Origin of the sequence: Thermosynechococcus sp. Uc (assembly GCF_029335995.1) — a bacterium.
Lineage (GTDB): Bacteria > Cyanobacteriota > Cyanobacteriia > Thermosynechococcales > Thermosynechococcaceae > Thermosynechococcus.
The window spans coordinates 1-15,660 of the sequence record NZ_JARJMS020000066.1 but is presented as its reverse complement, the minus strand read 5'-3'; the positions used below and the strand labels follow the sequence as shown (position 1 = coordinate 15,660).

The window sequence follows — 15,660 nt, the reverse complement described above, 5'->3', positions numbered from 1 at the left end:
TCAATGTCAAGCTAACAGCATTAACCATGTTTACTGAACAGATGTACGTTGTTCTCGAGTCCACTGCCAAGGATGAGACCTTTCTCACGCCCATGGAGCTACAGGCCAAGCTGGTGGAATATTTAACAGGAACTGACGTTTGCCTAACGCCCGATCTATTGACCTTGCCTGATGTGGAAAGTCGTGCCCGGTATCTGATGACAACCGGCTGTGAACTGCAATTGGCCAATGGGGGCTACCTGCAGTGGTACGCTGTGCGCCTAGAAAAGTAATTGTTACATAGGATTACGAAACCTCTGCTCGGAAAATTCCGTTCTAATATAGATAAGGCTCTTGGATAAGCAAAAGAGTTCGGACAATTTCTTATTCTTTTTGGTGTCCATATCGTCAAGAATATTCAGGGTAATGCAACTGTGGCCAATCGCCGTCATCAACCAAAGAAAAAACAGCAAATGACCTACAGTTGGCCGTTGGCAGGCACCTACCAAGCTCTTAGCTCTGCATCGGTGGATTTGATCTGGCGCAAAGTAGTGAATTTGGCCGATGTGTCGTGGCATCCCTTGATTTTGCGCACGAATGTCCCCTACGGGCTTGTACCCAAGCCGGGGTTTATTTTCCAAGCAATGACCCGTTGGATTCCTTGGCCGATTCAGATTTTTGTTGAGCGTGTCTCACCGGGGAAGCTGTTGAGTATTCGCATTTTGGTCTTGCCGGGGGTAGAGGAACGGGTGACCTATCATTTGCAATCCACGGTCTGCGGAAGTCAGATTTCCTGCTCGGTCATGCTGCGAGGGTGGCTTGCACCCTTGATTTGGTCATTGATTCGTAATTATGCGGCAGTGTTGGCTGCTCGTCTAGCAATCGCGGCGGAGAAGGATCCCCCCTCCCCTAAGCCCCCTATTGACCCCTGTTTAGGTTTTTAGGCTGACGAGGGATAATTCTATGCTCAGCGATAGCGATCGCGTTCGTGTTCTTAGTGAAGCCCTGCCTTATCTTCAAGCCTTTGCGGGGCGCACCTTTGTTGTCAAGTATGGCGGAGCCGCCATGAAGGAGGAGCAGCTCAAGGATTCCGTCATTCGCGATATTGTCTTTCTCTCCTACGTGGGCATTCGCCCTGTGGTTGTCCATGGCGGTGGTCCAGAGATCAATACTTGGTTGAGCAAGCTCAACATTGAACCCCAATTCAAAAATGGGCTGCGGGTAACCGATGCCGCGACTATGGATGTGGTAGAGATGGTGTTGGTGGGTCGGGTGAACAAAGAAATTGTGACCCTCATCAACCAAGCGGGGGGCAAAGCGGTGGGTCTGTGTGGCAAAGATGGCAACCTGATTCGTGCCCGTGCCCAAGGGGAAGACAGTATCGGCTTTGTAGGCGAAGTGCAGGGAGTAGATACCCGTGTGATTACAGCGCTGGTGGAGAAAGGATATATCCCCGTGATTTCCAGTGTGGCAGCGGATGATACGGGACAAGCCTACAACATCAATGCTGATACGGTTGCCGGCGAGATTGCCGCCGCCTTGGGGGCTGAAAAGCTGATTTTACTGACGGACACAGCAGGAATTTTACGGGATTATCGCGACCCCAGTACGCTCATTTATCGCCTTGATATTGCCGAAGCGCGGCAATTGATTCAGGATGGGGTGGTGTCGGGGGGGATGATTCCCAAAGTGACCTGTTGCGTGCGATCGCTAGCTCAAGGGGTGAAAGCTGCTCACATTATTGACGGCCGAGTACCCCATGCCCTCTTACTGGAAATTTTTACCGATTCAGGCATTGGTTCAATGTTGGTGGGTTCCAACGCCGCCTACAATCGTGCCTTCACCGATTAAAACTTTTTGCATGAATCAGTGCGTCCTAGGGTATTACACCGATGTTATAGCGTTAGCATTTATTAGCGATGAAATTATTCTCTTTAATGTTAGTTGCTAGCGGTCTAGCTACAAGCTTCCCCTGGTCTGCAGACGCAGTTCCCCAGCCTTACCCCCAACTGGCCGTCAGTAGTTTTATGGATATGTGCATTGAACGGGGTCGGCGATCAGCACCCATTGTCCCCCGTTCAGTCATGAATAACATTTGCCAGTGCTCCATTAACTATATCCAACAGCGGGTGAGCTACGCCGACTTTCAAACCCTTAGCCAACCCCAGTCTCCTCGGCAGCAGCAGGCACAGCGAGTGGTAGATGAGAGTGTGAACTACTGCATTCGGCAACAACTAGGCGTCTAGGCACTTTTTCTTTGCGCTGCGCGTCGGAAAACATAGCTGGCGATCGCCCCTAGCCAAGGCAAGTCTTTATGCTAGATTGGGCGTAGGCTAAAGGATCAAACATTCGGGACGAATCATATGGGAATCACACACCGCACGATCGTTGTCAGTACAACAGTGGTTATGACAGCATTGGTTGCTGTCACCGGTGCGGGTCTTCACTGGTCGCGTAGCCTAGCAGGTTTTCGCCAAAGTCCTAAGGAACTGGTGGATGAAGTGTGGCAAATCATTGACCGTGAATACGTTGATGCCACCTTCAACGGCAATGATTGGCGTGCTGTGCGGCGGGAGTTTCTCTCCCGTAACTACACCAAACCAGAGGAAGCGTATAAAGCGGCACGGGAAATGCTGGAGAAGCTCAATGATCCCTACACCCGCTTTATGGATCCGGAGCAATTTCGCTCCATGCAAATTGAAACCTCTGGTGAGCTCACAGGGGTAGGTATTACTATTACCCAAGATGAAAAAACAAAGCAGATCACGGTGGTTTCTCCCATTGAAGGGAGTCCGGCGGCTCAAGCAGGCTTAATGGCCAAGGATATCATCTTAAAAATCGACGGTAAATCCACCAAGGGCATGGATCTCAACCAAGCAGTCAGCATGATCCGCGGCCCTGTCAATACAAAAGTGCGCTTGACGATCCAGCGGGGAAGTCAAGTCTTGAATTATGAGATTACCCGTGCCCGTATTGAAATCCATCCTGTCCGCTACAGCTTACGGCAAACTCCCCAAGGGCCTGTGGGCTATATTCGTCTTGTTACATTTAGCTCCAATGCCGCAGCCGAGATGCGGGCAGCTATTCGCGCTCTAGAGAAGCAGGGCGTTGAGGGCTATGTTCTGGACTTGCGCTCCAATCCGGGGGGGCTACTGTTTGCCAGCGCGGAAATTGCCCGCATGTTTTTACCGCAGGGCGATATTGTCTCCACAGTCAACCGCCAAGGGGAAGCAGAACGCTTACGCGCGGGTCGCGGTTTCTTGACCAATAAGCCCCTAGTGGTTCTCATTGATGGTGGTTCTGCCAGTGCCAGTGAAATTTTAGCGGGTGCCCTTCAGGACAATGGCCGTGCCGTATTGGTAGGAACGCGCACCTTTGGTAAAGGCTTGGTGCAGTCCGTCCAGCCAGTGGGTGAAGGCGCAGGGATTGCGGTGACAATTGCCAAGTACTTTACCCCCAGTGGTCGGGACATTAACAAGAAAGGTATCGAACCCGATATTGAAGTTAAGCTTACTGAGCAGCAGCGGGAGCAACTCACTCGCGATGACATTGCCACTGATCGCGATCCCCAATTTACACGGGCACTAGCGGTTCTCAATGAACACATCCTAGCGCAGCGGCGCAATACCCAATCGGCGCGACCTGCCCAAGCGACTCATCCTTAGGTTTAATATCTCTATGGTTGACCAGCGCCGACAAGCGCAGCGGGTATTGTTCTTGGCACTGGGGGTCAATGTCACACTGACGCTTACTAAAGCCATTGTCGGCGTTCTTAGTCACTCCCTTAGTTTACAGGTCGATGCCCTCCATAGTCTCACCGATGCAGGAAGTAGCATCTTGGGCTTAGTGGCCATGCAGTGGGCTAGCCCCCATCCTGATCGCGATCATCCCTATGGTCACCAAAAGTTTGAAGCCTTGGGTGCACTGGGAATTGCTGCCTTCTTGGGCATGGTTTGCTTTGAAATTTTACGAAGTGCGGTTGAACGCCTGCTGCATCAAAGCAGTACTGTGACACTCACAGGGATAGAGCTGTGGATTGTGATTCTTGTCCTGGGCATGAATATTGGCCTTACCCTCTATGAGCACCACATGGGGCGCAAGCTGAATAATTTCGTCCTCATTGCCGATGCCAAACACACGCTGAGCGATGTCTGGACAACTATTATTGTCCTGTTGGGGTTGATTGGCGTTTGGACGTTCAACTGGGATTGGTTGGATGTGGTGCTAGCTTTTCCGGTGGCTGTCCTTGTGTTTTGGAGTGCTTGGGAAGTTCTCAAGAGTAACATTCCTTGGCTGGTGGATGAGATGGCGATCGCCCCTGAGGCCATTCATGAGCTAGTGATGACCGTACCCGGTGTGGTGAATTGCCATGACATTAGCTCGCGGGGGGTGGTGGGACGGCAGGTGTTTATTGAGATGCACTTAATCGTAGAGGTCGAAGATATTTCCACTGCCCATGCCATTACCGAGCAGATTGAGCGACTCCTGCAAGAGCACTATGGACCAGCCCGCATTGTCATCCATGTCGAACCCCCCGACTACGAATCCAGTCGGATCAGCTTTTTTTAGAGAATTTGGGGTATTGTTGTTATTGTTCTAGAACCCACGCTCAGTCACAAAGGAGAGCCCCTGTGATCTACGACTGCATTATTGTTGGCTCAGGCCCGGCGGGCGGTGCAGCTGCTTATCACTTGGCCAAGCAAGACCGTCGAGTGTTGGTTCTGGAAAAGGAAGCCCTGCCCCGCTATAAGCCCTGTGGAGGCGGTGTGTCGCCCCAAGTGCAGTCTTGGTTTGACTTTGACTTTAGTCCTGCCATCTCCCTAAAGCTGACGCAGATGATTTGTACATGGCAAGGCGGGGACGCGCAAGTGCTGGAACTGCCTCCAGACCAGGCAGTTTGGATGGTGCGGCGAGATGTGTTTGATTATTTTTTGGTTCAACAGGCACAGCGACAGGGCGCCCAGGTGCAGTCCCAGACCGAGGTGACTGGCATTACATGGGCGGGCGATCGCTGGCAAGTGCACACAGACGGCGGCGATTTCAGCGCTTTGTACCTCATTGGCTGTGATGGCGCAAAAGGTTCAATGGCCAAGTGGTTGGGCTTAGCTCGCCGACGACCGCGCTGGGGCGGTGCTCTAGAAGTAGAGGTGCCGGTGGGCAATCACTCCCAGCGGGCGGCTCACTTTGATTTTGGGAGTGTGCAGAACGGCTACGCTTGGAATTTTCCCAAAGCCGACGGCTATTCCATCGGCGTAGGAGCCTTTATGGGTGGTAAGCCCCAAGACTTCAGGGGTATTTGCGCTGAATATGCGCGCCATTTTGGCGTGGATTTGCAATCTGTAAAGCACTACGGCCACCCACTCCTCTGCTGGCAGGGGTATCACCCTCTCCACAGCCAAAATGCCCTCCTAGCGGGCGAAGCAGCGGCTATTGTTGATCCTTTTACCGGTGAAGGCATTCGCCCTTCTCTGCTGACAGGGATGCTGGCGGCTCAGGCCATTGATCGCGCCCTAGGGGGAGATACCACTGCCTTGGCCAACTATTCACGCCAAGTTCATCAGGAATGGGGGATTGATATGGCTTGGGCGAGGCGGTTGGGGAGCCTCTTTTACCGCTTGCCAGAGCTTGCCTATCAGGTGGCCGTCAAGCGTCCCAGTACTCGCCAGCGCATGTGGCAAATCCTCTGTGGTTATTCCCGCTACCGCGATGCTGCCACCAATGGCTTGAAATTGTTGACCACTGCTTTGGCGGCCTCTCCCTTTCGCCGCTAGAAGTAGGCGCTGGCCTTTTGCGGCATGGGGTCAAGGGCGCTTACCCCTATAATGTTGGTGCATTTCCACTGAGGAATCTTAGCGGTGAGCAGTCCCATTGAGCAGCGCAAGGCCGAACACCTCGAGCTTTGTATTCAGGGTGATGTGGATAACAAGGAAATCACGACAGGTTTTGAGAAGTATCGTTTTCGGCATTGTGCCCTACCCGAACTGGACTTTGCCGAGATTGATCTAGGTGTAGAGTTTCTTGGCTGGCCCCTCGCCGCCCCCCTGCTGATTTCCTCCATGACCGGCGGGACGCCCCAAGCAGGAGAAATCAATCGCCGTTTAGCACGGGTGGCACAACAAAAAGGAATTGCCATGGGCGTGGGTTCCCAACGAGTGCTGCTGGAGCATCCAGAGGTGATGCCAACGTTTGCCATTCGTCAGGAGGCACCCACGATCCCCCTGTTGGCTAATTTGGGTGCGGTGCAGTTGAACTATGGCTGTGGCATTAGTGAGTGCCAAAAAATTATTGATCTTCTAGAGGCTAATGCCCTGATTTTACACCTCAATCCCCTGCAGGAGGCCGTACAAACGGGGGGCGATCGCAACTTCAAGGGACTCCTAAGTAAAATTGCCGTCCTTTGTCGTGCCCTACCCGTACCAGTCATTGTTAAGGAAGTGGGCAATGGCATCAGTGCCGATGTGGCCAAGCAACTCGTGGATGTGGGGGTCGCGGCCATTGATGTGGCGGGGGCAGGGGGAACTTCTTGGGCAAAAGTGGAAGCGGCGCGGGCTCAAGATGCGCGTCAACAGTACCTTGGACAGGCCTTTGCCGAATGGGGGATTTCTACGGCTGAGTGCCTTGAGCAAATTCATACTGCCCTGCCCAACACGCCCTTGATTGCCTCTGGGGGACTGAAAAATGGCATTGATGTCGCCAAGGCCCTTGCCCTTGGGGCAGCGATTGCAGGTTTAGCGCGACCCTTGTTGCAAGCAGCCCATCAATCTGAAGAAGCACTCACCCAATATATTGACTTGATCCTTGAGGAGTTGAAAACCGTGCTGTTTTGTACAGGCAGTGCCACCCCGCAACACCTCTTTCAGCACCGCTCTCTTGAAAGGCTCTAGCGGGGGTCTTCAAGGATTGTGCGCAGCCAAGGGGGCGGATCCGGAATCGGATTCCCCAACCGCTCTAGGAGTGTCCATGCCAAGATATGAACCACTAAGGCATAAACCATGGACTGGAAAAAAACGAGTAGCAGTGCCACAACTTGGATAAGGGTCACCGTTGGTTCCAACAGCAAATTCAGATTGACCAGTACCCAATCAATGAAATTCGTAACCTGCTGATTGAAGTAAATCCAGAGGTTTTCCCCCAGCAAAATGGACACAAGACTAATTTGAAAGAAAAATCCTGCGGTACCAACTACTGCACCACCGAGGATAGAACGTCCCCAGCCCTCTTTTTTTGCCCAACAGCCGCCAAAAATGACCCCCATCATGCCGTGGGGTAAGAGAAATTGCAGACTGCGGGGGGGACCCATCAAAACAGAAAGGAGCAGTGCACTGACAATGGCGGCCATCCAAGCCGCGCGGCGGTTCCAGCGTAAATAAACTAGGGCAATGGGAATCGGAAAAAACAGACGCAAGACTGGCCCAATGGGCAAATAAAAGTTAATCACCCATAGCAGAGCAGCGGTACTGGCAAGGAAGGCTGTTTCGGTAATGACCAAGGTGCGTTGAATTTGCGATCGCCCTAAGGCTGAGGACTGCTCAGGGGGCACAATGGCTTCTACATCGGGAAAATCATCTTCTAGGGAATCCGTTGGCTTCATTGATTGCAAATAACCTTTTTTCTCTATACTTTAGCAAGCTTTACTGCCAGCTCTTAAATTGGATATAGCCCCCGAGAAAAATCGTTGGATGAAAGTTAGAATCAACGGTAGGCTATTCTTACCAATTTTGCATGTTAATCTATGTGTCGTCTCTATGCCTACATGGGGCGCAAAACGTCCCTTGCCCATGCCTTGGTGGAGGCTCCCCATTCCCTGTTGGTGCAAAGTTACCAACCCCGTGAAATGACGGCGGGACTCTTGAATGCCGATGGTTTTGGGGTTGGCTGGTATGATAGCAGCCAAGATGAGCCCCCCTTTCTCTATCGGCAAACGCTACCCATGTGGCATGATATCAATTTCACTGAGTATTTAAGCCGCTATATTGAATCGAGCTGTTTTCTGGCCAATGTCCGCAGCGCCACCCTTGGGCAACCGGTGCAAATCACAAATACACAGCCCTTTCGCTGGGGACGCTGGCTGGGGGTTCACAATGGCTTTATCGAGAACTTTCGCCAAACCCTCTACCGCCCCCTGCGCGATCGCCTCTCGGATATTTGTTACAACATTGTTGAAGGCTCGACGGATTCTGAGCACCTCTTTGCTCTCTTTTGCAATGAACTAGTCTTGAATCCGCAACTGTCACCGGTGATGGTTTTGCGCCAGACGCTGCAAATTCTCTTCTCCCTGGCGCAGAGTGCTCGGACCAGTGTTAGTGCCGCGATGATTCTCACTGACGGTAAGTATATTTTGGCCACCCGCTGCTCCTGTGGCACACCACCCCCGACCCTGTACTGGAGTCAAGAGGCCGAAAAAATTCAGCTCACCTCAGAACCTATAGATTCTCAAACGGAGTGGTATCCTTTAGGCGAGAATAAACTGCTGTTAATGAGCTTGCACAGTGAACCAGAAATTGACGCCCTCTGAGACCGCCGTGCCTTTTGACCCTTTTGATCGGGAAGCCTTTTGGCAAGCTTTTGAGCACCAGCGGGAATTTACGCTTCAGTTAGTTGCGCAGCTAAGTGAGGCCGTCCTCTGTGCTCAGCCCCATCCCCTCTATAGTCCCGTGGGGTGGCATCTGGGGCACATTGGCTACACAGAAGCCTTTTGGCTATTGCCTGACCGTTCGGCTATTAGCGATCGCGATCGCTATTGGTATGCCGCTGATGGTCGCCCCAAGGTGGAACGACAATATTTACCACCGTACAATGAATTACTTGATTACCTCGCAGAAATTCGCCGACGCACGGGCGATCGCCTCTGCACTCTCACCGCTGAACAGTGGCAACGGGAACTTCGTCTCTGGTGGTGGATTTTACAGCATGAAGCTCAACACACTGAAACGATGCAAATGGTGCTGGCAATGCAGGGGATTTTGACCACATTACCCCCTAACCCATCGTGCCCCCAGAAACATCAACAGATTCCTGCTGGGAGTTATGTCATTGGCAGTGAAGACCCCTTAGCCCTGGATAACGAGCAGCCCGTCCAAAGTATTGAACTGCTTCCTTTTACGATTGATGCAGCACCGGTAACGTGGCGGGAATTTCTTGCTTTTGTGGAAGCGGGTGGTTATCAGCGACGGGAATGGTGGTCAAGCAGGGGATGGGAATGGCGCAAAGCAGAGGAAATTACTTCACCGTTCTACCCCATCCCTGAGAACTTAGACCTACCTATGTGGGGACTTAGTTTCTACGAAGCAGAAGCCTATGGTCATTTCCGAGGCAAACGCCTTCCCAGTGAACGAGAATGGGAAATTGCTGCTCAGCAGGGACTTCTGAATAAGGGTTATGTTTGGGAGTGGACGCAAAGTCCCTTTGCCCCCTATCCGGGGTTCCAGAGCTATCCCTACCGTGGCTATTCTGCACCCTACTTTGATGGTGAGCACTTTGTCCTCAAAGGCGGTAGTCACTGGACACGTCCTCTGCTCAAGCGTCCCTCATTTCGCAATTGGTATAGCCGCACCACCCGTGAGGTATTTGCTGGGGCACGCTACGTTAACCAAGAAGATCTAATTGCTCAGTAAAGAAAGTTTGAAAAGACAAGTCTAATGATTCAAGGAGTTCCGCCAACTACAGACGCGCCTTCTAGAGCGTTGGGACGGAAGAGATAACGTTTATTCCTGAGTTGCTCCTGATGGCAGTGAGCGCGATATTGTGGTGGTGCTTTCCCTGAGTTTTCCCCAACCAGAACTGGCCAAGATTACAGGCGATACCCACTCTGAGGAGCGGCAACGTTATACGCTGATCCAGTTGCGGAATCACTGCACTCGCATGATCTATGTGACATCGCAGCCGCTGCACCCCAGTATTATTGATTACGACTTGGATTTAGCGATCGCCCAGCGTCCAAGGCTGTATTCCCCCCAAAGGCAGTGTTGAAATCATCTCGACCCATGAGCAGTTAGTGAATGCCCCCAGCGGTCAAATTTTCATTGGCTGTGAATTCCCTGCCCATGCCGACTATCGCCAACAACTCCAAAAACTCAGGCAAACGGTAGGGACGTATTTAGCCTAGCAGGGAGTGATCGGCTATTTTGTTGTTGCAACCCAGACAGCTCAGGGGTGGGAACTTTAGGCCATTGAAATAAACCTGCGCAAGGGCGGCACTACCCACCCCTTCATGGCCTTACAATTCCTCACCGATGGCCACTATGAGCTAGCGTCTGGCCTGTTTTACAGCAAGCATCGCCGTCCCAAGTATTACATTGCCTCTGATAACCTCTGCCAGCCCCATTATTGGGGTCTATTGCCCAATGATTTTTGGATATGATTGCCCGCTATCATCTCCACTTTGACTCCAGTACAGCAACGGGCACTGTCTTTCACCTCATGGGAGCGCTCTCAGCGTTTGGTAAGCTGGGACTCCTCAGGCTTGGAATACCCCCGAAGAAGCTCAAGCCATTGACAACCAAACCATCGGCGTTCTCGATGCTGCGGCACTATAGATACCTGATGTGCCCACCCCTGGCATAGACAGGGGTCTGAGAATCTCGTTACAATTGGCAACGTTCACTGTGAAGAGCAGCCTGTAGGGAAAATCCAGTGCAAGTCTGGTGCTGTGCCGCAGCTGTGATGGGAAGTCTCCCTCAGCCAGAATGCCTACTTGCTGTGGTTCACTCTATTTGCCTGCGTCGCACGGGCATGGAGTTTCTAAGGTGCTGGTTACGCTTAACGATTCAATTCTCAATTCCTTCGGTTTTAGTCTGGACTTACCCCCCCTCCCTCAGTCTCGACCTCTTTTACTGGTTGGTCATGGAACCCGCGATCCTGAAGGTCGCCAAGCATTTTTGGACTTTGCCCAAGCCTACTATCAACTAGATCCCTGTCGGCCTGTTTTTCCCTGTTTTCTGGAGTTAACTGAACCCTCCATTGTTGAAGTTCTCAGTCAGTGCGTTGCCACAGGCCATACGGATTTATCGGTGCTGCCGATTTTGCTCTTTGCCGCTCGCCACAATAAGTTTGATGTCACGAATGAATTGGATCGGGCACGGCGTGCTTTTCCTGAGTTGCGCTATCACTATGGCCGTCACTATGGCATTGCCCCAGAAATTCTAACGCTGTGGCGATCGCGCCTTGAACTCTTGGACACTCCGGAATTTAACCCCCAAGCCATTGGCCGCGAAGAAACAGTTCTCCTAGTCGTGGGACGCGGTTCCAGTGATCCCGATGCCAATGGCGATGTCTTTAAGCTCGCCCGCATGCTCTGGGAAGGCAGTGGCTACAAAACGGTTGAGGTGTGCTTTATCGGCATTACCCATCCCCGCCTACCTGAAGGGTTTGTACGTGCCAATCTTCACCAGCCTCGTCGTGTCATCGTCCTGCCCCACTTCATGTTTACAGGGGCGCTGGTCAAAAGAATTTACACCCTGACTACAAAAGCGCAAGCAGCCTATCCCCATGTTGAATACGTGAACTTACCGGAAATTGGCTTGCATCCACAACTGTTTTACCTAACACGACAGCGGGAAATTGAAACCCATGTCGGGCAGGTAGTGATGAACTGTGAGACCTGTAAATTTCGCTTGGTGGCAGGCCAGACTCATCACCACCACCATCATCACTATGAGCACCACTCCCATAGTCATAATCACGAGGATCACCCTCATCACCATGGATCAACGGTAAATTTGGATCATTTGCCCAGTTATCACCAACGCATTTGGCAGGTGCCCTAGGCGTTGGCTCCCCGCTGAAAATGTTAAAGTTAAAATAATTGCTACTATTTTTCAAGCTTAAATGGGGCTTGTCTATGCGTATTAAATATCCTCCCCAAACCGTTGATCGGGTGTTGATTTTTGATACCACACTGCGGGACGGTGAACAGTCTCCGGGTGCCTCCCTGAATGTGGATGAAAAACTCACAATTGCCCGTCAACTGGCGCGACTAGGGGTGGATATTATTGAGGCGGGCTTCCCCTTTGCTAGTCCCGGTGACTTTGAGGCTGTCCAGCGGATTGCCGAAACCGTCGGCACCGAAACCGGCCCTGTGATCTGTGGCTTAGCTCGTGCCACCCGCCAAGATATTGAAGCGGCAGCCAAAGCCCTCAAGCCCGCCTACTATCCCCGCATTCACACCTTTATTGCCACCTCCGATATTCACCTAGAGTACAAGCTCAAGAAAACCCGCGCTGAAGTACTGGAAATTGCCCCAGAAATGGTGGCCTATGCCAAGTCCTTTGTGGATGATGTGGAGTTTTCCCCTGAGGATGCTGGTCGTTCAGATCCTGAGTTTCTCTATCAAGTCCTTGAGCGGGTCATTGATGCAGGTGCGACAACGATTAACATTCCCGACACCGTGGGCTACACCACCCCCACTGAATTTGGTGCCCTGATCAAAGGGATTAAGGAAAATGTGCCCAATATTGATCGCGTGGTCATCTCCGTTCATGGTCACAACGATTTGGGTTTAGCTGTGGCCAACTTCCTAGAAGCAGTGAAAAATGGGGCGCGCCAACTGGAGTGTACGATTAACGGCATTGGTGAACGGGCAGGGAATGCTGCTCTTGAGGAATTGGTGATGGCTCTCTATGTGCGGCGGCAGTACTTTAATCCCTTCTTGGGGCGTCCACCCGAATCAGAAGCACCTCTCACAAATATCAACACCCGTGAAATTTACAAAACTTCTCGCTTAGTCTCAAACCTAACGGGGATGCTCATTCAACCCAATAAGGCGATCGTTGGTGCCAATGCCTTTGCCCATCAATCGGGGATTCACCAAGATGGGGTTCTCAAGCATAAGCAAACCTATGAAATCATGGACGCCCAACTCATTGGTCTTGCTGATAACCAAATTGTCTTGGGCAAACTCTCTGGTCGTAATGCCTTTGCCACCCGCCTGCGGGAATTGGGCTTTGAACTCAGTGAAACCGAACTCAATAAAGCCTTTTTGCGCTTTAAGGATCTCGCCGACAAGAAAAAAGAAATCACCGACTGGGATCTCGAGGCGATCGCCAAGGATGAAACCCAAGGGATTGATCTGCGGGGCTATCAACTGGAATTTGTCCAAGTTTCCTGTGGAGATCATGCTCGCCCGACGGCAACAGTAACCGTGCGTACCCCCAGCGGCGAAGAATTAACCGACGCAGCCATTGGCACAGGGCCTGTGGATGCCGTTTACCGCGCCATTAATCGGGTTGTACAGATTCCCAACCGCCTCATTGAATACTCGGTGCAATCGGTTACCGCTGGCATTGATGCTATTGGTGAAGTGACGATTCGCCTACAGCACGAAGATCGCATCTATTCAGGTCATGCCGCCAACACCGACATTATTGTGGCCTCTGCCCAAGCCTACATGAATGCCCTCAACCGCCTCTATCGAGGTCTTGAACAACGGGCGCTACATCCTCAAGCTTAGGTATGCCAGGGTCCACTGCTCAGCCCTTGGAAACCAATGGGGTTTATTTATGCCCCGTCTGCCGCCACGGACAAATTGCACCGATGGTACTCATGGATACCTATGCCTGTAACTTTTGTCGCCATATTTTCAGCCTAGATGTTGTCCATCAAACGGCGCAGCTCGAAGATAGTGCCATGCCATTTCGCTGGCAGTGGACTGGTACCCACTGGCGATCGCTCAACCGTCCTCCTGTTACTTTGACCTACACTGCGATGATTCTGGCCATTTTGCTGATGACACTACCGCCTGCTTTAATTTGGCTGGCCTATCGCACATTTCCCCCCCTCGATCCACGCACCCATTGGTTTCCCCTTTTTTGGGTTGGCCTGACCTTCTTGGCTCACCTGTTGATAATACTGCGGATTTTTGCTGGCCTCCTACCAGCATCCCTTATTGGCTCTTACTTTTACCGGCGATCGCGGAGTTTACCGTAGGGATTTGCCTTAACTCACTGCTGCTGAGCGAGGGACAAAAGAAGATAACACCGGCAGATCTTCCATCTGGCTCTGCTTAGCTGCCCGCACTCCGTTAACTACGATACCAACTGCCTTATTCTTTAGCCCTAAATCATACTCCTTGAGTGCTTTGGCAAACATCTCCCGTTTTGTTTTGTCCAAACGTACCACAAACAGCGCCTGATCCACGCTGGCCACAAGGCGATTCGTTTCTGCACACTGCACCATTGGTGGCGTGTCAATAATAACCAAGTCAAATGCAACTCGGGCAGAAGTCAAAAACCCATGCCATTGGGGAGAACTCAACAAACTCATTGGTTCTGGGTGCGGTTGCCCCGCTGTCAGTACCCAAAGTTTTTCAGAGTAAGCTTCAAGACAAGTGAACCAATTAGGTAAAGGAAGCGCCTCTGTCAGTAGCTCAGTGAGACCACCGCTGTTTACAATCCCGAAAACTTGATGTAGGCCGGGTTGACGCAGATTTGCGTCCACAAGCAAAACTCGCTTACCAGATGCCGCTGCAGCTAGTCCTAAATAAGCTGCAATTGTTGTCCGCCCCTCTCCTGACTGGGCAGATGTCACGGCCAGCGTGCGCTGAAGACCTAGCTGCTCTAAATGAACCAAAAGAAAATAAAAACTCTCCTTAAAAGCGGGTGTTGCCCCTGGCAGATGGTGCTGCAGCCCCCAGAGCGTAAGGGGAGTTTCAAGGCGTGTAAACGAATACTGATCAAACTCCTTAGCTAGGGGCACTTGTCCAACAATTGAAAGTCGAGTGCTTTGCTGAACTCGTTCAACCTCCAAAAAACGGGAATCCAGCGCATCTAAAATCAAGGCTAAAATAACCCCAGAGGTAGTTCCCAAAATTAAAGCAATTGCCAATGCCATTGACAGCCGCATCGTTACTTCATATTCTTCCGCGTTAATATCCGATAGTAACCGCCATGTAAAATCCTGCTGTGCAATTTGTAGCTGTAGTGATTGCCGCGTCTGAAGCAAAAGTTGCAGTGATTGCTGTGCCGCTGCTATACGTTGCTCAATTTTTCGATAGGGGTTTGCTAGGCGTGTCAGTCGGGCTAATTCCTCACGAGTTACTGCGATTTGCCGAGCAAGCTCTGCATCCATGCGTCTCAGGGATTCAAGCTCAACTTTTGCTTCAATATACTTACTAATCAAATTTTCTGAAACAGAACTTTGATAGCCGATCAATCCCTCTGGATTTGAGACTCGATTTCTTTGGGCAATCTGCTGAGCCTCCCGCTTAATCTGCTCTAATACTAGGCGTCTTTCTTCATCAAGGCTACGAACAGTAGGAGCATTTGGTTGTAATCTGCTTAACTCTTCAGCAAGCTTTTTTTCGACACTTGTTAGATTGTTCAATAGGCTAGTATAGTTGACCGATGTACTTAGGTTAGAAGCAACAAGTGCTTCATCAGGGGTCATTTGCAACTGTGAATTAATAGAATCAAAAGTCTGATGTACAGATTCTATTTTGGCAATATTTTCATTTCTTGCGGTCATCAAATTAGCTAGTTGCATTCGGTACAGATCAGCATCACTAGAGCCACTCGCGCCAATGCCACCTATAGAATCAGGCCTCAATACTTGATTTGCAGCTCGAAACTGGTTCAACTGATCTTCAAGATCATCAATTTGGCTAAGTGTTCTTTGAATTTCTTGGTTAACGTATCGTAAATTTTGAAAAATTTGCTGCTGCTTTTCTTTTTCATTAAAGTCTATAAT

18 protein-coding genes and 1 riboswitch are annotated in these 15,660 nt (G+C 51.1%); of the genes, 16 read left to right on the top strand and 2 right to left on the bottom strand.

All coding sequences use genetic code 11. From position 1 onward, the window contains the following. Positions 1 to 26 precede the first annotated feature (26 nt). From P3X23_RS07550 to fni, 8 genes are all read left to right on the top strand, one after another. On the top strand, positions 27 to 272 hold the full coding sequence (locus P3X23_RS07550; RefSeq protein WP_300874926.1) for a chlororespiratory reduction protein 7: 246 nt from the start codon (positions 27 to 29) through the stop codon (positions 270 to 272). A 180-nt stretch (positions 273 to 452) separates the two neighbouring features. Then, on the top strand, positions 453 to 923 hold the full coding sequence (locus P3X23_RS07545) for an SRPBCC family protein (RefSeq protein WP_367186554.1): 471 nt from the start codon (positions 453 to 455) through the stop codon (positions 921 to 923). 19 nt (positions 924 to 942) lie between these two features. Next, positions 943 to 1,830, top strand: coding sequence for an acetylglutamate kinase (gene argB, locus P3X23_RS07540; protein WP_300874921.1), 888 nt, complete (start codon positions 943 to 945; stop codon positions 1,828 to 1,830). 176 nt (positions 1,831 to 2,006) lie between these two features. Further along, positions 2,007 to 2,225 (top strand): hypothetical protein, encoded by a 219-nt coding sequence (locus P3X23_RS07535; protein WP_300874919.1) that lies wholly within the window; start codon positions 2,007 to 2,009, stop codon positions 2,223 to 2,225. 117 nt (positions 2,226 to 2,342) lie between these two features. Then, positions 2,343 to 3,644 (top strand): carboxyl-terminal processing protease CtpC, encoded by a 1,302-nt coding sequence (ctpC, locus tag P3X23_RS07530; protein WP_300874916.1) that lies wholly within the window; start codon positions 2,343 to 2,345, stop codon positions 3,642 to 3,644. Between the two features lie 13 nt (positions 3,645 to 3,657). Continuing rightward, positions 3,658 to 4,548, top strand: coding sequence for a cation diffusion facilitator family transporter (locus tag P3X23_RS07525; protein WP_300874912.1), 891 nt, complete (start codon positions 3,658 to 3,660; stop codon positions 4,546 to 4,548). 65 nt (positions 4,549 to 4,613) lie between these two features. Continuing rightward, on the top strand, positions 4,614 to 5,750 hold the full coding sequence (locus P3X23_RS07520) for a geranylgeranyl reductase family protein (RefSeq protein WP_300874950.1): 1,137 nt from the start codon (positions 4,614 to 4,616) through the stop codon (positions 5,748 to 5,750). Positions 5,751 to 5,834: 84 nt separating this feature from the next. Beyond that, a complete protein-coding gene (gene fni / locus P3X23_RS07515) occupies positions 5,835 to 6,863 on the top strand; it encodes a type 2 isopentenyl-diphosphate Delta-isomerase (RefSeq protein WP_300874909.1) in 1,029 nt (342 codons plus the stop codon). Here fni and P3X23_RS07510 read toward each other — a convergent pair. After that, entirely contained in the window at positions 6,860 to 7,570 is a 711-nt protein-coding gene (locus tag P3X23_RS07510) for a DUF2232 domain-containing protein (RefSeq protein ID WP_300874907.1), read from the bottom strand. The two genes, fni and P3X23_RS07510, sit on opposite strands and share 4 nt — an antisense overlap. Positions 7,571 to 7,711: 141 nt before the next feature. Here P3X23_RS07510 and egtC point away from each other — a divergent pair, with 141 nt between their 5' ends. The 8 genes from egtC (at position 7,712) to P3X23_RS07475 (ending at position 13,902) form a co-directional block, all read left to right on the top strand. Beyond that, positions 7,712 to 8,494 (top strand): ergothioneine biosynthesis protein EgtC, encoded by a 783-nt coding sequence (gene egtC, locus P3X23_RS07505; protein ID WP_300874905.1) that lies wholly within the window; start codon positions 7,712 to 7,714, stop codon positions 8,492 to 8,494. Continuing rightward, positions 8,469 to 9,593 carry an SUMF1/EgtB/PvdO family nonheme iron enzyme gene (locus tag P3X23_RS07500; protein WP_300874902.1) on the top strand — a complete coding sequence of 375 codons (1,125 nt, stop codon included), beginning with the start codon at positions 8,469 to 8,471 and terminating at the stop codon, positions 9,591 to 9,593. Before egtC ends, P3X23_RS07500 begins: the two co-directional genes overlap by 26 nt. 130 nt (positions 9,594 to 9,723) lie before the next feature. Further along, the gene (locus P3X23_RS07495) at positions 9,724 to 9,948 is read left to right on the top strand and encodes a hypothetical protein (protein ID WP_300874899.1); all 225 of its coding nucleotides are present in this window, start codon (positions 9,724 to 9,726) and stop codon (positions 9,946 to 9,948) included. Between the two features lie 241 nt (positions 9,949 to 10,189). Beyond that, the gene (locus P3X23_RS07490; protein WP_300874896.1) at positions 10,190 to 10,339 is read left to right on the top strand and encodes a hypothetical protein; all 150 of its coding nucleotides are present in this window, start codon (positions 10,190 to 10,192) and stop codon (positions 10,337 to 10,339) included. Beyond that, positions 10,336 to 10,542, top strand: coding sequence for a hypothetical protein (locus P3X23_RS11985; protein ID WP_367186553.1), 207 nt, complete (start codon positions 10,336 to 10,338; stop codon positions 10,540 to 10,542). The genes P3X23_RS07490 and P3X23_RS11985 overlap by 4 nt, the downstream gene beginning before the upstream one ends. Positions 10,543 to 10,549: 7 nt before the next feature. Next, a riboswitch (cobalamin riboswitch) is annotated at positions 10,550 to 10,691 on the top strand. Positions 10,692 to 10,724: 33 nt separating this feature from the next. After that, complete coding sequence (locus P3X23_RS07485) at positions 10,725 to 11,744, top strand: sirohydrochlorin chelatase (RefSeq protein ID WP_300874893.1); 1,020 nt, start codon at positions 10,725 to 10,727, stop codon at positions 11,742 to 11,744. A 74-nt stretch (positions 11,745 to 11,818) separates the two neighbouring features. Continuing rightward, positions 11,819 to 13,426, top strand: a complete 1,608-nt coding sequence (locus P3X23_RS07480) for a 2-isopropylmalate synthase (protein ID WP_300874890.1) — start codon at positions 11,819 to 11,821, stop codon at positions 13,424 to 13,426. A gap of 2 nt (positions 13,427 to 13,428) precedes the next feature. Beyond that, entirely contained in the window at positions 13,429 to 13,902 is a 474-nt protein-coding gene (locus tag P3X23_RS07475; RefSeq protein WP_300874887.1) for a hypothetical protein, read from the top strand. A 9-nt stretch (positions 13,903 to 13,911) separates the two neighbouring features. Here the strand turns inward: P3X23_RS07475 and P3X23_RS07470 are convergent. Next, a partial coding sequence (locus tag P3X23_RS07470; RefSeq protein ID WP_300874884.1) for a polysaccharide biosynthesis tyrosine autokinase occupies positions 13,912 to 15,660 on the bottom strand: 1,749 nt, incomplete at its 5' end.

What these genes read in the sequence shown, in the direction of transcription:
- P3X23_RS07550 (WP_300874926.1), top strand. Translation starts at nt 27, where the DNA reads ATGTTTACTGAACAGATGTACGTTGTTCTCGAGTCCACTGCCAAGGAT.
- P3X23_RS07545 (WP_367186554.1), top strand. Translation starts at nt 453, where the DNA reads ATGACCTACAGTTGGCCGTTGGCAGGCACCTACCAAGCTCTTAGCTCT.
- argB (WP_300874921.1), top strand. Translation starts at nt 943, where the DNA reads ATGCTCAGCGATAGCGATCGCGTTCGTGTTCTTAGTGAAGCCCTGCCT.
- P3X23_RS07535 (WP_300874919.1), top strand. Translation starts at nt 2,007, where the DNA reads ATGGATATGTGCATTGAACGGGGTCGGCGATCAGCACCCATTGTCCCC.
- ctpC (WP_300874916.1), top strand. Translation starts at nt 2,343, where the DNA reads ATGGGAATCACACACCGCACGATCGTTGTCAGTACAACAGTGGTTATG.
- P3X23_RS07525 (WP_300874912.1), top strand. Translation starts at nt 3,658, where the DNA reads ATGGTTGACCAGCGCCGACAAGCGCAGCGGGTATTGTTCTTGGCACTG.
- P3X23_RS07510 (WP_300874907.1), bottom strand. Translation starts at nt 7,570, where the DNA reads ATGAAGCCAACGGATTCCCTAGAAGATGATTTTCCCGATGTAGAAGCC.
- egtC (WP_300874905.1), top strand. Translation starts at nt 7,712, where the DNA reads ATGTGTCGTCTCTATGCCTACATGGGGCGCAAAACGTCCCTTGCCCAT.
- P3X23_RS07490 (WP_300874896.1), top strand. Translation starts at nt 10,190, where the DNA reads ATGGCCTTACAATTCCTCACCGATGGCCACTATGAGCTAGCGTCTGGC.
- P3X23_RS11985 (WP_367186553.1), top strand. Translation starts at nt 10,336, where the DNA reads ATGATTGCCCGCTATCATCTCCACTTTGACTCCAGTACAGCAACGGGC.
- P3X23_RS07480 (WP_300874890.1), top strand. Translation starts at nt 11,819, where the DNA reads ATGCGTATTAAATATCCTCCCCAAACCGTTGATCGGGTGTTGATTTTT.
- P3X23_RS07475 (WP_300874887.1), top strand. Translation starts at nt 13,429, where the DNA reads ATGCCAGGGTCCACTGCTCAGCCCTTGGAAACCAATGGGGTTTATTTA.